Source organism: Salinivibrio sp. MA427, from assembly GCF_001996115.1.
In the GTDB taxonomy this organism is placed as follows: domain Bacteria; phylum Pseudomonadota; class Gammaproteobacteria; order Enterobacterales; family Vibrionaceae; genus Salinivibrio; species Salinivibrio costicola.
The window spans coordinates 25,280-39,741 of the sequence record NZ_MUFH01000006.1; the positions used below are offsets into that span (position 1 = coordinate 25,280).

Sequence of the window (14,462 nt, forward strand, 5' to 3'; positions counted from 1 at the left end):
TGGCGCGTCCGGGAGGATTCGAACCTCCGACCGCCTGGTTCGTAGCCAGGTACTCTATCCAGCTGAGCTACGGACGCGCATCTATCTTGCTTGCAACAACATGGCGGTGAGGGAGGGATTCGAACCCTCGATACGGCTACAAACCGTATACTCCCTTAGCAGGGGAGCGCCTTCAGCCACTCGGCCACCTCACCGTCGCTGCGGGTGCACATATTACTTTGAGCCAGATATATGTCAAACACTTTTCGGGGAAAAGTCGCCTTGTTACTAACAAATGGACAATTATCACCCACCAGGTGTTTTTATTGTTGGTTTTATCGCCGTTTCATTTTGATTTTATGGGAAAACCAACCATAAAAAAGGCCGACCCTGGTCGACCTCTTTTGCTTTGTTAGTAGTCGTTTTGACTACCGGCTGGCGCGCCTTTTTCGGCTTGAATACGCATGTAGATCTCTTCGCGGTGTACAGAGACATCTTTCGGTGCATTCACACCAATACGTACTTGGTTACCTTTTACACCCAACACAGTGACGGTGACTTCATCACCAATCATCAAGGTTTCGCCAACACGGCGAGTCAAAATCAGCATGCTTCTACTCCTTGAGTATCAATCTTTTATTTATTCAATTAGTTTCTGAGCCAGATAACCCGCCAGCGTATCGGCTCGCTATCTGCAATCGTTGGATTATTTCCCTGCTCGTGATGCCAATGCGGGAGGTTTTGTTACCCGCACTTCACACTATGGCCGAATTATCACACCATATCCAGAAAAGGGCAGAGAAATTTACTGTTTTATCATCATACCGTTAGCCATAAAGGCGCGTGATCTGAGACAACAGAGTAAGAGAAATCAGTGTTGCACTGGTCAGCAAAGCGATAAAATGTAAGCGATATCACCGCTCAGCACCGACACATCGCCTAAGGCGTTGCACTATACAGAATCAAAAAAAAAGTGCAATTATTAATCTAGATCACAAAAAAAGGCCGCGCATGGCGACCTTCTTGACTTTTCTTAAATGCTTTTTAGCGAATTATAACCGTTCGGCAAGCCAAGCATCGACAGCGGCTAACGCACTGGGTAATGCGCTTACATCGCTACCACCCGCTTGCGCCATATCAGGGCGACCACCGCCTTTACCACCGACTTGTTGCGCGACAACATTGACCAGCTCACCCGCTTTCACTGTACCGGTGAGATCTTTGGTCACACCCGCAATCAGGCCTACTTTATCATTGGCGACATTGCCGAGAAGCACAATCCCGCTCCCCATTTGGTTTTTGAGATCATCAACCATACTACGCAGTGCCTTGTTATCTGCCCCATCGAGTTGGCTGATCAGTACCTTAGTGCCATTGATTTCGCGCACTTGGTTAATCAATCCAGCGCTTTCTTGTGCTGCGAGCTTTTGCTTCAGTTGTTGGATTTGCTTCTCCAACCCTTTAGCTTTGCCATGCACTTCATCCAATTTGGCCTCGTAGTCGGCTTGGGTTTGGTACACATTATCTATCGCCGCTTGACCTGTAATGGCCTCGATACGACGCACTCCAGCTGCAATACCTGCCTCTGAAACGATTTTGAACATACCAATGTCGCCGGTACGATTGGCATGCGTGCCACCGCAAAGCTCGATGGAGAAGTCGCCCATACTCAATACGCGCACTTCGTCGTCGTATTTCTCACCAAACAATGCCATCGCGCCTTTTTGTTTCGCAGCGTCGATATCCATGACTCCCGTTTGTACTGCATTGTTAGCGCGAATTTGCTCATTAACGATACGCTCTACCGCTTTTAGCTCATCGGCAGTCACAGGCTCTAAGTGAGAAAAATCAAAGCGCAAACCATCAGCGCGCACCAAGGACCCTTTTTGCGCAATGTGATCGCCGAGCACGTCACGGAGCGCTGCATGTAACAGGTGCGTGGCTGAGTGGTTCATGGCCACCGCATGACGACGCTTGGCATCGACTTGCGCGGTTGCCTGCGCGCCAACACTTAACTGTCCGTCGGATAAAGCACCATAATGAGCAATCGCCTGCCCGATCTTCTGGGTATCCGTTACCGTGAAACGCCCTTGCTCGGTATCAATGATGCCTGTATCGCCACACTGACCACCGGCTTCGGCATAGAAAGGGGTGTGGTCGAGGATAACCACCGCGTGATCGCCCGATGCCAGATGGTCGACCGATTCACCCTCCACGAAAATCTCAGTGATCTGACCTTTCGCCTCTGTGCCTGTGTAACCGATCTAACGCTTCTTCTAGCATTAACATGCCGCGTTCAAGAGTACGACTAAAGTTGTCTTCTTCAATTTTTAGGACTTTTTCAACCATGGTTTGCTGCGCACGCAGATCTTCGCCGGCCGTGCCCATGATGGTGGCCAACGGCCCCACCAACTTGTAGAAGAAGGTGTCTTTGCTGCCTAACTTATTACCATGACGCACCGCACGACGAATAATTCGACGTAACACGTAGCCGCGCCCTTCGTTAGAAGGCATCACACCATCGACAATCAAATACGCACAAGATCGGATATGATCAGCGACCACACGCAAAGACTGATTGGTCAGGTCTTCAACTCCGATGATGTCAGCCACTTGCTTAATTAATTGCTGGAAAACATCAATTTCATAGTTGGAGTGCACGCCTTGCTTAATCGCGGCGATACGCTCAATCCCCATTCCCGTGTCAACTGACGGTTTAGGGAGGTTCTCCATGGTGCCATCAGCTTGTCGATTGAACTGCATGAAAACGATGTTCCAGATCTCAATGAAGCGATCACCGTCTTCTTCAGGCGTACCTGGAGGTCCTCCCCAGATATGCTCACCGTGGTCGTAGAAAATTTCACTGCAAGGCCCACAAGGTCCGGTATCCCCCATTTGCCAGAAGTTGTCTGACTCATACGGCTTTCCGCCTTCTTTATCGCCGATACGCACAATGCGATCCGCCGGTACACCGATGGTGTTATGCCAAAGATCAAACGCTTCGTCATCAGTGTGGTAAATGGTCACCAACAGTTTTTCTTTTGGCAAACCGATCGTCTCGGTCAAAAACGCCCACGCATAAGCAATCGCGTCTTTTTTGAAGTAGTCACCAAAACTAAAGTTACCGAGCATTTCAAAAAAGGTGTGATGACGAGCGGTAAAGCCTACATTTTCAAGGTCGTTATGTTTACCGCCGGCGCGCACACAACGTTGTGCTGAGGTCGCACGTGTGTAGTCTCGCTTCTCGGCCCCTAAGAAGGTGTCCTTAAATTGGTTCATGCCTGCATTAGTGAACAACAGTGTTGGGTCGTCGGCAGGGACGAGCGATGAGCTAGGCACAATCTGGTGCCCTTTGCTTTCAAAGAACTTGAGAAACGCTGTACGGATCTCATCAGTGCTCATATACATTGGCTAATCCTGATAATCGAATATTGCGTTAGCAACCGGTTATGGTAATGACGCGATGGGAGCATCGTATTGTTTACGCCATTGTAAACAACCGATCGCGTGGGGAAAAGAGACAGAGTAGGATTGGTTTAGAAATGCGGGTCGATATCGTCGTCATTCAGCGCGTATTGGATTTGATCAAAGTTAAAACCGCGCGATTGTAAAAAACGCATGCGTTTCGCTTTCACCTTGTGTTCAACAGGAGGAAGACGGCCATCTAGGTCAGCATACTTACGTATCGCTGTTTCTTTGGCGACTAGGTACCAATCCACTTCAGCGTCTTGCTCTGCGCGGGCGAGTAGCTCAATATCAACGCCTTTACGTTTCGCATCTTGGCAGATACGCAACCAGCCATGATGTTTGTTTATTCCCTGACGCAACAGGCTGGTAGCAAAGCGCGCGTCATCTAACCAGCCTCGTTCTAAGCAGTCATTAATAGTGAGGGTAATTGCGTCGTCATCAAACCCGCGTTGAGACAATTTTTGTGTTAGCTCGTGGACAGAGTGATCGCGGCGAGCCAACAGGCCCACCGCTATTTCTTGGCACGATGCCGCCATTACAGCTTCTCGTCCTCAGTATCTGCCTCAACGTTGGCGTCTACAGCTTCGTTGTTCAGGCCTGGCTGCAGCAACATCTCTCGCAAGGTGGTGTCAATTTCTTCAGCAATATGGGGGTTTTCTTTCAGGTATTTACATGCATTGGCTTTACCTTGGCCAATTTTGTCACCTTTATAGCTGTACCAGGCACCGGCTTTTTCCACCAGCTTATGTTTCACACCCAGATCCACCAGCTCGCCCTGCAAGTTAATACCCTGACCATAAAGAATTTGGAACTCTGCTTGTTTAAACGGTGCGGCGACTTTGTTTTTTACCACTTTGACGCGGGTTTCGTTACCCACCACTTCATCGCCTTCTTTAATCGCACCAATGCGGCGAATATCTAAACGGACCGATGCATAGAACTTCAATGCATTACCGCCTGTGGTCGTTTCTGGGTTACCAAACATCACACCAATCTTCATCCGAATTTGGTTGATAAAGACCATCATGGTATTGCTGTTTTTGATGTTGGCGGTCAGCTTACGCATTGCTTGTGACAGCATACGCGCTTGCAGACCCATGTGGGAGTCGCCCATTTCGCCTTCAATCTCAGCTTTCGGCGTCAAGGCTGCGACCGAATCGATAACAATCATATCAACGGCCCCGGAACGCGTCAGCGCATCAGCAATTTCTAAAGCTTGTTCGCCAGTATCGGGCTGAGACACCAACAGGTTATCAATATCGACACCCAGCTTGCGCGCATAGATTGGGTCGAGTGCGTGTTCCGCGTCAATAAACGCACAAGTCTTGCCCTTTTTTTGTGCTTCAGCGATGGCTTCTAGGGTCAATGTCGTTTTACCTGATGACTCAGGTCCATAGATTTCGATGATACGACCAAATGGTAGGCCACCGGCGCCTAGCGCAATATCCAGAGACAAAGAGCCGGTCGATACGGTTTCGATGTCCATGGTACGGTCATCACCCAGACGCATGATTGAGCCTTTGCCAAATTGCTTTTCGATTTGCCCGAGTGCGGCTGCGAGCGCCTTTTCTTTGTTATCGTCCATTTCGGTCTCCAGGAAATAAAACGCTATCTCTATGAGATAAAAGCTATCGTTAATGGGGCTAAGTATACTGTCCATTTATACAGTGTCTAGCCCACGCACGGCGCGCCGATCACCATCAAAATGACATACTTCACTATCCGTTTCACCATTGTGCCACGCCCAAGCAAACCAAACAGTACCGATCGGTTTATCATCGCTACCACCACTCGGTCCTGCAACACCACTGACCGCAATCGCTAATCCTGCGTTAGCCTCGGCCAATGCACCTTCCGCCATCGCGCTGACCACAGGCTCGCTCACTGCGCCATACTGGGCCAGTAAATCCGTGGGGACATGAACTAATGCTTGCTTTGCGGTGTTGCTATAGGTAACCCATGCCTGCTGAAACCACTGCGAGCTGCCTGGCACATCGGTCAGGCAATAGGCAATACCACCGCCGGTGCATGACTCCGCGGTAGTCACGGTTAATTCTGTATCCAATAGGGCATCACCCAAACGCTTTGCCAATGAGAATAAAGGGTCCACTGCGCACTCCTTTTTATTGGGTTGAGAAACCTGCACCACAACTTTACCCCTTGCGGTCCGATCACGTATTCTAACGCCCTTAACGTTCCATTTTGCAGGTCTAGTCGTGACAGTACAAGCGCTCGAAAAGCACACTCCCATGATGCAACAGTATCTCAAACTTAAAGCGCAGCATCCTGAAGAGCTGCTCTTTTATCGTATGGGAGATTTTTACGAACTCTTTTACGACGATGCCAAACGCGCCTCTCAATTATTAGATATTTCGTTGACCAAACGCGGCAGTTCAGGCGGTGAACCGATCCCCATGGCAGGCGTGCCCTATCATGCCGTGGAGGGCTATTTAGCCAAGTTGGTGCAATTGGGTGAACCCGTTGCCATTTGCGAGCAAATTGGTGATCCTGCCACCAGTAAAGGCCCGGTTGAGCGCCAGGTGGTACGCATCGTGACACCGGGTACCGTCTCTGATGAGGCATTGCTGAGTGAACGCGTCGACAACCTAGTGGCCGCATTGACGTGCGATAACGACCAGTTTGGCTTTGCAACTTTAGATATCACCTCTGGGCGATTCGTTCTGACTGAGCCGACAACCTATGAGCAGATGCAGGCGGAATTGCAGCGTACTCAGCCTGTCGAACTCTTGTATCCAGAGGACTTCCCCTACCCCGACCTCTTATCGGTGAGCCGTGGTGCAAGACGCCGTCCAATATGGGAGTTTGATTTAGACACGGCACGCAGCCAATTGACCGGCCAGTTTGGTACGCGCGATTTAGTTGGCTTTGGCGTCGAGGACTGCTCTCTTGGGCTAAGCGCGGCAGGCTGTGTATTACAATACGCTAAAGAAACGCAGCGTACGGCACTGCCTCACATTCGTGCCATTGTTAAAGATCAGCAAGATAGCTCTGTCGTGCTTGATGCTGCAACACGACGTAATTTAGAAATCACCCAAAATCTCGCCGGTGGCACCGATAACACGCTGGCCGAGGTGCTAGACCAAACCACGACACCGATGGGCAGCCGTTTACTCAAACGCTGGTTACATCAACCCTTGCGCGATCGCCAAGTGCTCAATCAGCGCTTAGATGCCATTGGCACCCTGCTAGACAATAGCTTGTACACGGATCTTAGCGACGCCCTCAAGCCGGTGGGAGACATTGAACGTGTCCTTGCTCGCTTGGCCATGCGTTCAGCGCGCCCGCGTGATATGGCAAGGCTACGTACTGCATTGGCGCAGCTACCTGAGGTGCAAACATTGCTCACCGAGCTTGACCACAGTGCCTTCTCCGATCACCAAAAAGCCACCACTCCGATGCCGGAGTTACACGATCTACTCACGCGGGCCGTCGTCGACAATCCACCGGTAGTGATCCGTGATGGCGGCGTGATTGCGCCAGGGTACAGCGCGGAACTGGATGAGTGGCGCGACTTGTCCGAAGGCGCATCACGTTACTTAGAAGAACTAGAAACCCGCGAGCGCGAGCAACATGGCATCGACACGCTGAAAGTGGGTTATAACCAAGTACATGGTTTTTATATTCAAATCAGCCGCGCGCAAAGTGATCGGGTACCTGCGCACTATATTCGCCGTCAAACGCTTAAAAATGCCGAGCGCTACATCATCCCAGAATTAAAAGAGCATGAAGACAAAGTATTAAGCTCTCGGTCTAATGCGTTGGCGCTCGAAAAACGCTTATGGGACGAATTGTTTGATCAGTTACTGCCACATTTGGCGCGATTACAGCAAGCGTCAGAGGCGTTATCCGCGTTAGATGTATTGTGTAACCTCGCGGAGCGTGCTGATAGCCTCAACTATCATCGCCCAACATTGACCGAACAACCGGGGATCGATATCGAAGCGGGTCGACACCCGGTGGTTGAGCAGGTCATGACGGATCCGTTTATCCCCAACCCGATCACATTAAATCCTGAACGCCGCATGCTGATCATTACCGGTCCGAATATGGGGGGTAAATCTACCTATATGCGTCAAACAGCCTTGATCACCTTGCTAAGTCATATCGGTGCCTATGTGCCCGCCGAGCACGCCACCATTGGACCTGTTGATCGTATCTTTACCCGTATTGGCGCGTCCGATGACCTTGCCTCAGGGCGTTCGACATTTATGGTAGAGATGACAGAAACCGCGAACATTCTTCACAATGCCACGGCCAACAGCTTGGTGTTAATGGATGAAATTGGACGCGGCACCAGTACTTATGATGGCTTGTCCTTAGCATGGGCCAGTGCCGAGTGGCTGGCAGAAAAAATCCATGCCATGACCCTATTTGCCACACATTACTTTGAGCTCACCGAACTGCCAGGACAAATGGAAGGCTTGGTCAACGTTCATCTAGATGCGATGGAGCATGGCGATGAAATCGCCTTTATGCACGCGGTACAAGAGGGAGCAGCCAGTAAATCTTATGGTTTAGCAGTCGCAAGCCTGGCCGGGGTTCCCAAACCCGTCATTCGCCGCGCCAAACATAAGTTGGCCCAACTCGAGCAAAGCGGCCAGCACACGGCAAATACCGAACAGTCGGTCGGTAAAATAACACCGACGCAATTGCCTTTGCTCCCCGAGCCCAGTGAATTAGATCATGCAATTGATGCACTCAATCCAGATGAAATGACCCCGCGTCAGGCCTTAGATGCACTTTATGCCCTTAAAGCATTGCAGCAATCACGTTAATCACGCCAGGTGAAGCCATTCGCATTGATTATCGCGCGTTAATCATCACCAAAGCATCGATGACCGCACAACAAAAAACGGGACAGCCTTTGCTGTCCCGTTTTAATGTTGCTCTATGATTTGGGTAGTATTGTCTATTGTTCGACATTAAAGAGCGACTCAATACTTAGCCCTTGAYGGGTCAGCATGTCGCGTAAACGACGTAGGCCTTCCACTTGAATTTGACGAACCCGCTCACGGGTTAGGCCAATTTCACGCCCAACATCTTCCAGCGTAGAGGCTTCATGCCCGAGAAGACCAAACCGGCGCGACAACACTTCGCGTTGCTTCGGATTCAGCTCCTGCAGCCATTGCACAATCGATTTCTTCATATCATCGTCTTGCGTGGTGTATTCAGGGCCATCCTGCTTTTCGTCAGGGATGATATCCAACAGCGCTTTTTCTGAGTCACCACCAATCGGGTTGTCCACGGAGCCAATACGTTCATTGAGGCGGAGCATACGATTTACATCTTCAACCGGCTTATCAAGCTGCGCGGCAATATCTTCCGCTGTCGGCTCATGATCTAGCTTTTGCGCTAATTCACGGGCAGTACGCAGATACACATTCAACTCTTTGACGACATGAATAGGCASACGAATGGTACGCGTCTGGTTCATAATGGCACGCTCAATGGTTTGGCGAATCCACCAGGTTGCATAGGTTGAAAAACGGAAGCCGCGCTCTGGGTCAAACTTTTCTACGGCACGGATCAGGCCAAGGTTCCCTTCTTCAACCAGATCCAATAACGCTAGCCCCCGATTCGAGTAACGACGCGAGATTTTAACCACCAATCGCAAGTTACTCTCAATCATACGTTTACGCGCAACCTCATCACCCCGTAGCGCTCRACGTGCGTAAAGCACCTCTTCTTCGGCAGTAAGAAGTGGTGAGAAGCCGATTTCACTTAGGTAAAGTTGGGTGGCATCAGAGGCTTTGGACGTGGCTGCTTGTTGCTGAACAGCCTCTTCGACTTCTTCGGCCACCTCTGGGGCTTGCGCCTCAACGGTGTCCAATTCCACGTCTTGATTCAAGCCGTCCAGTTTTTTTGCGGTATTTGTTTGGCTCATAGCGCCTCCCTTATGACGTAGCAGCAAAGCAGAATGTGTTTCTGCTTTAACCGGCCCCGTCACATCGGTGGCTGCAGCGTTATCACTTTGGTTTTGCCCCTGTGCTAACGCTTTGGCAGATAATGCAACGGATTGACCGATTTTCCTTTGTAGCGAATTTCAAAATGCAACCGAACACTGTTTGCACCAGAACTGCCCATTGAAGCTATTTTTTGCCCCTTCGTGACAGCTTGGCCTTCTGAAACATAAAACGAATCGTTGTGCGCGTACGCACTCAGATAATCATCATTGTGTTTCACTATTATTAATTTACCGTAACCTCGAAGCGCGCTTCCGGCGTAAACGACTTTTCCATCTGCCGCTGCCTGAATACGTTGTCCTCGTTGCCCAGCAATATCTATGCCCTTATTGCCTCGCTCTGTACTAGAAAATCGGGACACCATTCGGCCTTTTGCTGGCCATTGCCAGGTAATCTGTTGGTTAGATACGCTAGCGGTCCGCTTATTAACAACTTTTTTACTTTTTTCTTTTACTTGACTGTACCCCGCTGAAGGGTCCGATTCAACGTCTTTTGTGCGTTGAGTCGCGGTTTTTGACTTCTTTTTCCCCTCGAATTTGCCAGGATCGGCGCCTTTTCTAGAAGATGCTGCTACCGACGCAGCACTTGCAGTGGCTTTTGTGGCAGCGGCCACAGAAGCGCCATTGGCGACGACCTCGGCAGCAGAAGWAGATGAGGAAGATTGGTCCCTAGTGGGCGATTTAGCCACATCGGGACGCTGATAAGCGGGCTTCCACAATGCCAGTGTCTGCCCGGGATAAATGGTGTAAGGAGGCTGTAAATTATTATGCTCGATGATATCGTCAATATCGCGATCCGTGATGTAAGCGATGTAGTAAAGCGTGTCGCCTTTTTTCACTTCATAATAGCTACCGCGGTAGCTGCCTCTATCCACACTGGTGTAATCGGGCGTCACACTGGATACCGGTGCCGGTCCTCGCCAGGAACAACCAGATAAAAAAACTAATAGTGACAGAAAAAGCGCGATTTTCATCTATTTTAAAACACAGCTCCATCGCTCAGGCAGTTTATGCCAATTCGCCCGCAACAAGGGGAACAAATTTAACCGATTCAACCATCTCGGTGTCGAATCTCGTTCCGTCACGCGTGACTTTCATCAGCGTTTGCTCAGCATCACCAATGGGAATCAACATCACACCGCCATCATTAAGTTGTTCACACAAAGCCTCCGGAATGTTGGCGGCTGCCGCGGTGACCATAATAGCATCATACGGTCCTTTACTCGGCCAACCTTGCCAACCATCTCCATGCTTGGTGGAAACGTTATAAATATCCAGCTGTTTAAGGCGCCGTTTGGCCAGCATTTGTAATTGTTTAATCCGTTCGACAGAATAAACATGATCGACCAAGTTCGCGAGGATGGCGGTTTGATAACCGGACCCAGTGCCAATTTCCAAAATGCGACTATCTCGTTGCAAATTGAGTAGCGATGTCATCTTAGCCACAATATAAGGTTGTGAAATGGTTTGTCCCCAACCAATCGGTAACGCATTGTTTCCGTAGGCCTGGTGGGTCATGGCTTCAGAGACAAATAAATGTCTGGGCACGGCTTGCATGGCATCTAAAACGTCAGTGTTTGTCACACCTTGTTGTTGCAAAAATTGAATAAGTGATTGCGCTTGACTCAACGTCTGCTTCCTTTATCACTGAGTTTGAATCGATAAATAAGGCTGCCGCCTCATTGCGGCTAGCCCAGTATGGCACGCGAGGGGACTACTCAGTCAGCCATTGCGAAAACACACCTAGCGTATCATGAGCGNGTGTGATAGAGACAAACTGCTCAGAAATCGCGTGGAAGTCGGTTCCTGGTCCTGCGTCTTGTGTTTTACCCGGCGCGCCAATCCAGTATATCGGTTTACCTCGCGGATCGCCTTGTTTTATCACATCTTCTGCGTGGTGGCGGGCGCCAAGACGGGTCACTTTCCAACCCGCAAGACGGTCAAGAGGCACATCCGGCACATTAATATTGATCAAACGATGGTTCGGCGCCTCATGACGCTGGTTTTTCGCTAAAAACTGTTTAACCACATGTGCCGCAGTGTCAAAGTGTTGATGACCACAAAGTGAGACTGCGATTGCTGGCGCGCCGAGGAAAAAGCCTTCTGTTGCCGCAGCGACCGTCCCCGAGTACAGTACGTCATCACCCAAATTCGCCCCATGATTGATCCCTGTAATCACAAAATCGGGCTCCCACGGCAACAGCTCCCGCAGGGCTAAATGGACCGAATCCGTCGGGGTGCCTTGAACCGCATAACGTTGGGGACCCAGTTCACGTACCCGTAATGGATTTTCCAACGTTAACGAGTTGGAGGCCCCTGAGCAGTTACGATCCGGCGCGGCGACTACGACATCAGCAATACTCGATAACACCTCGGTCAATGTTTGGATCCCTTGCGCATGGTAGCCGTCATCGTTACTAATCAATATGCGCATCACGCTCTCCTTGTTCATTTGCAATCACAACTTCTCTCATCACTGCTGTCGCAAATGCCCCCGCAGGTAAAAAGAAACTGACGGTCAAGGTATCAGTATCGTGCGACCACGTCATGGCCTGAGGCAGTAAACGTATTAGGCGACGGTCATGACGCATGCGATTATCGCGAATCACCGCCAATAAATCTGGCTCTTGTTCTACCACATTTAACTCAAACTGCTCGGCGTCAGCGGTGGTCGGTAAAGCATTATCACCCGTCATCGGTGCAGTAATGGTTGGCTTTTGAAGACCGGCCTCGACCGTATACGTTTGTTTTTGCTCGTCCATACATAAATCACCAGCCAGTGTCTGGTCAAACAAGCCAGCCTTTAATCGCGCAGAAACCACTTGATTAAACAACAACGCACGCGCAGCTGAGAGATAAAAACTACGTTTACTCTTATCCCGGACTTTGCGCTCTCCACGCCCCCAAGCACGAGCTATCGCCACATTGTTGCCCTCGCGACCAAATCGCTGAGCGCCAAAATAATTAGGGACGCCCTCTTTAGCAATGGCTTCAAGACGAGGGAGCAATGCTTGCGGATCGGTAAGCTGACGAATACAGAGCGTAAACTGATTACCAATCAAATCACCCGGACGTAGTTTATGTTGATGCCGTGCGGTGCCCTCGATACTGACAACACCCGGATGGGTCTCGACAAACGCCGCTAAATCCGGATCATCTTTTCCTGGCAGGTGAACGCTGAACCATTGCTCTGTTACCGCATGGCGATCTTTTAAACCGGCCCAGCTGACTTGGCGCGAGGTAACACCACAGGCTTTTGCCAGCTCGTTAGCCACGTATTGCGTGTTTTCACCCCGCTTTTTAATTCGGACTAAAAAGTGCTCGCCTTGACCAGATGGCGTAAAACCGAGGGATTCTGAGACAATAAAATCGTCTGGAGAGGCTTTTAAGGTCCCGGACTGTGTCGGCTGACCATGTAAGTACGCTAAAGGTGCCAGTAAGTCTGTCATAGAGCCTCTTTATTCAATAAGACAACGGCTTCGCACGCGATGCCTTCTTTACGGCCAGTAAAACCAAGACGCTCTGACGTCGTCGCTTTGACGTTGACCGCGCCCGTTTCCACGCACAAGTCTTTTGCGATCGCCGCGCGCATCGCTTGAATATGCGGGCCCATTTTAGGTGCTTGGGCAATAATGGTGATATCCGCATTCCCGAGCTGATAGCCTTTCGCTCGTACTTTGGTGTAAACGTCTCGCAGTAACATCCGGCTATCGGCCCCAGCCCATTCTTCACAGGTATCTGGATAATGCTGGCCAATATCGCCGGCGGCAATCGCGCCCAGTAAAGCATCACATAACGCATGGAGGGCAACATCACCGTCTGAATGCGCGATCAGTCCTTGCTCATAAGGCACTGCCACCCCACCGATAATAACCGGGCCATCGCCCCCAAATTTATGCACGTCAAAGCCGTGTCCAATTCGCATCATGCTTGGCCTTCTTGTTGTGAAAGGTAAAACGCTGCAAGCCACTGATCCTCTGGATGGGTGACCTTAATATTGCTAGCACTCGCAGGCACCAAAATCGGATGTCCGCCGATCGCTTCAATCGCGGAAGCTTCATCGGTGACCTGATCACCGGCTATTTCCAGTGCGCGTTTTAGTGTTTGAGTTAAAAACATTTGTGGCGTCAGGGCATGCCAAAGCGCTTCGCGCTCAACCGTATGTGCCACTTGTCCATCGTCATTCGCGCGCTTCATCGTGTCTCTCACTGGCGCCGCCAATAAGGCTCCGTCTTGATGAGATTGCGCGTGCGCGATCAGCGCATCAATGTCTGCATGCGTCACACACGGTCGTGCCGCATCATGCACCATGACCCACTGAGTTGTCACCGCTGCTAATCCAGCTTGTACAGAGGTTGCGCGAGTTAGCCCCCCGGTCACAACCTGCACATCGGCATGCTCACCAAGGCCAGTTTGCACAAAGTAACCGTCGTTAGCGCTAATCGCAATCACCACCGAACTAATCGCAGGGTGTGCCAGCAAGCGCTCAACGGTATGTTGAAGCAGCGTTTTGCCTGCTAAAGTAAGGTATTGTTTAGGACAGTGAGCCTGCATTCGCCGTCCCACCCCGGCGGCAGGGACCACGGCACTGATACCCGACCGCAAAGCGCCAGGCTGCAAAGAGGTTTGTTCGACCACAAGTTATCTTCTTTGTTAGTACCGCCTGCAGGCGGTAATCGGTTATTGTCTTGTATCGACCAATCGGAAAAATGTTTCGTCGGGTTTGATCATGCCAAGCTCGTTACGTGCGCGCTCTTCAATCGCTTCTTGACCGCGTTTTAAATCCGCAATCTCCGCGTACATTTGTTGATTACGCGTCACGAGTTTTTGATTGGCCTGCTGCTGCACGGCGACATTGGCTTCAATTTGCCAGTAATCTGTCACGCCATTTTTGCCTAACCATAAATCGTATTGTAGCCAAACAAGCGTGAGAAACAGCGCAACCGATAGCAGCCTCATACCTTACTCCTTCCTATATCGGCTCGACGTATTTGCACAATAGAATTCTAGTCGCATAGGCTAGCGGATCAGG

Annotated in this window: 13 protein-coding genes, 2 tRNA genes and 1 pseudogene; 1 reads left to right on the forward strand and 15 read right to left on the reverse strand. The window is 50.4% G+C overall.

The features are described 5' to 3' along the window. The 7 genes and pseudogenes from BZG79_RS01330 to BZG79_RS01360 all read right to left on the reverse strand — a co-directional run bounded on the left by BZG79_RS01330 (nt 1) and on the right by BZG79_RS01360 (nt 5,557). A tRNA-Arg gene (locus BZG79_RS01330) sits at nt 1-77 on the reverse strand. 24 nt (nt 78-101) lie between these two features. After that, nucleotides 102-194: transfer RNA gene (locus BZG79_RS01335), tRNA-Ser, on the reverse strand. 197 nt (nt 195-391) lie between these two features. Then, a complete protein-coding gene (gene csrA / locus BZG79_RS01340) occupies nt 392-589 on the reverse strand; it encodes a carbon storage regulator CsrA (protein WP_021022078.1) in 198 nt (65 codons plus the stop codon). Nucleotides 590-1,031: 442 nt separating this feature from the next. After that, nucleotides 1,032-3,387, reverse strand: a pseudogene (gene alaS / locus BZG79_RS01345) (alanine--tRNA ligase). A 128-nt stretch (nt 3,388-3,515) separates the two neighbouring features. Next, complete coding sequence (locus BZG79_RS01350) at nt 3,516-3,983, reverse strand: regulatory protein RecX (RefSeq protein WP_021022080.1); 468 nt, start codon at nt 3,981-3,983, stop codon at nt 3,516-3,518. Next, entirely contained in the window at nt 3,983-5,032 is a 1,050-nt protein-coding gene (gene recA, locus BZG79_RS01355; RefSeq protein WP_021022081.1) for a recombinase RecA, read from the reverse strand. Before recA ends, BZG79_RS01350 begins: the two co-directional genes overlap by 1 nt. A gap of 75 nt (nt 5,033-5,107) precedes the next feature. Continuing rightward, on the reverse strand, nt 5,108-5,557 hold the full coding sequence (locus tag BZG79_RS01360) for a nicotinamide-nucleotide amidohydrolase family protein (protein WP_077773568.1): 450 nt from the start codon (nt 5,555-5,557) through the stop codon (nt 5,108-5,110). Nucleotides 5,558-5,663: 106 nt separating this feature from the next. Between BZG79_RS01360 and mutS the strand changes: the two genes are divergently transcribed. Beyond that, nucleotides 5,664-8,243, forward strand: coding sequence for a DNA mismatch repair protein MutS (mutS, locus tag BZG79_RS01365; RefSeq protein ID WP_077773569.1), 2,580 nt, complete (start codon nt 5,664-5,666; stop codon nt 8,241-8,243). A gap of 134 nt (nt 8,244-8,377) precedes the next feature. On the opposite strand, the gene rpoS is transcribed toward mutS, so the two are convergent. From rpoS to ftsB, 8 genes are all read right to left on the reverse strand, one after another. Beyond that, nucleotides 8,378-9,352, reverse strand: coding sequence for an RNA polymerase sigma factor RpoS (gene rpoS, locus BZG79_RS01370; RefSeq protein ID WP_077773570.1), 975 nt, complete (start codon nt 9,350-9,352; stop codon nt 8,378-8,380). 104 nt (nt 9,353-9,456) lie between these two features. Continuing rightward, nucleotides 9,457-10,404, reverse strand: a complete 948-nt coding sequence (locus BZG79_RS01375; RefSeq protein WP_077773571.1) for a peptidoglycan DD-metalloendopeptidase family protein — start codon at nt 10,402-10,404, stop codon at nt 9,457-9,459. Between the two features lie 34 nt (nt 10,405-10,438). Further along, nucleotides 10,439-11,059, reverse strand: a complete 621-nt coding sequence (locus BZG79_RS01380) for a protein-L-isoaspartate(D-aspartate) O-methyltransferase (protein ID WP_077459779.1) — start codon at nt 11,057-11,059, stop codon at nt 10,439-10,441. An 85-nt stretch (nt 11,060-11,144) separates the two neighbouring features. Continuing rightward, nucleotides 11,145-11,864, reverse strand: coding sequence for a 5'/3'-nucleotidase SurE (surE, locus tag BZG79_RS01385; RefSeq protein ID WP_077773572.1), 720 nt, complete (start codon nt 11,862-11,864; stop codon nt 11,145-11,147). Next, nucleotides 11,848-12,879 (reverse strand): tRNA pseudouridine(13) synthase TruD, encoded by a 1,032-nt coding sequence (gene truD / locus BZG79_RS01390; RefSeq protein WP_077646657.1) that lies wholly within the window; start codon nt 12,877-12,879, stop codon nt 11,848-11,850. The genes surE and truD overlap by 17 nt, the downstream gene beginning before the upstream one ends. After that, nucleotides 12,876-13,355: a 2-C-methyl-D-erythritol 2,4-cyclodiphosphate synthase gene (gene ispF, locus BZG79_RS01395; RefSeq protein ID WP_077459782.1), complete on the reverse strand. Its 480-nt coding sequence runs from the start codon at nt 13,353-13,355 to the stop codon at nt 12,876-12,878. The genes truD and ispF overlap by 4 nt, the downstream gene beginning before the upstream one ends. Further along, nucleotides 13,355-14,068: a 2-C-methyl-D-erythritol 4-phosphate cytidylyltransferase gene (ispD, locus tag BZG79_RS01400; protein ID WP_277917900.1), complete on the reverse strand. Its 714-nt coding sequence runs from the start codon at nt 14,066-14,068 to the stop codon at nt 13,355-13,357. Before ispD ends, ispF begins: the two co-directional genes overlap by 1 nt. A gap of 42 nt (nt 14,069-14,110) precedes the next feature. Then, nucleotides 14,111-14,389, reverse strand: a complete 279-nt coding sequence (ftsB, locus tag BZG79_RS01405; protein WP_021022088.1) for a cell division protein FtsB — start codon at nt 14,387-14,389, stop codon at nt 14,111-14,113. Nucleotides 14,390-14,462: the final 73 nt, after the last annotated feature.

Excerpts from the sequence above, each read along its gene's own strand:
- csrA (WP_021022078.1), bottom strand. The coding sequence starts at position 589 with ATGCTGATTTTGACTCGCCGTGTTGGCGAAACCTTGATGATTGGTGAT.
- BZG79_RS01350 (WP_021022080.1), bottom strand. The coding sequence starts at position 3,983 with ATGGCGGCATCGTGCCAAGAAATAGCGGTGGGCCTGTTGGCTCGCCGC.
- recA (WP_021022081.1), bottom strand. The coding sequence starts at position 5,032 with ATGGACGATAACAAAGAAAAGGCGCTCGCAGCCGCACTCGGGCAAATC.
- truD (WP_077646657.1), bottom strand. The coding sequence starts at position 12,879 with ATGACAGACTTACTGGCACCTTTAGCGTACTTACATGGTCAGCCGACA.
- ispF (WP_077459782.1), bottom strand. The coding sequence starts at position 13,355 with ATGCGAATTGGACACGGCTTTGACGTGCATAAATTTGGGGGCGATGGC.
- ftsB (WP_021022088.1), bottom strand. The coding sequence starts at position 14,389 with ATGAGGCTGCTATCGGTTGCGCTGTTTCTCACGCTTGTTTGGCTACAA.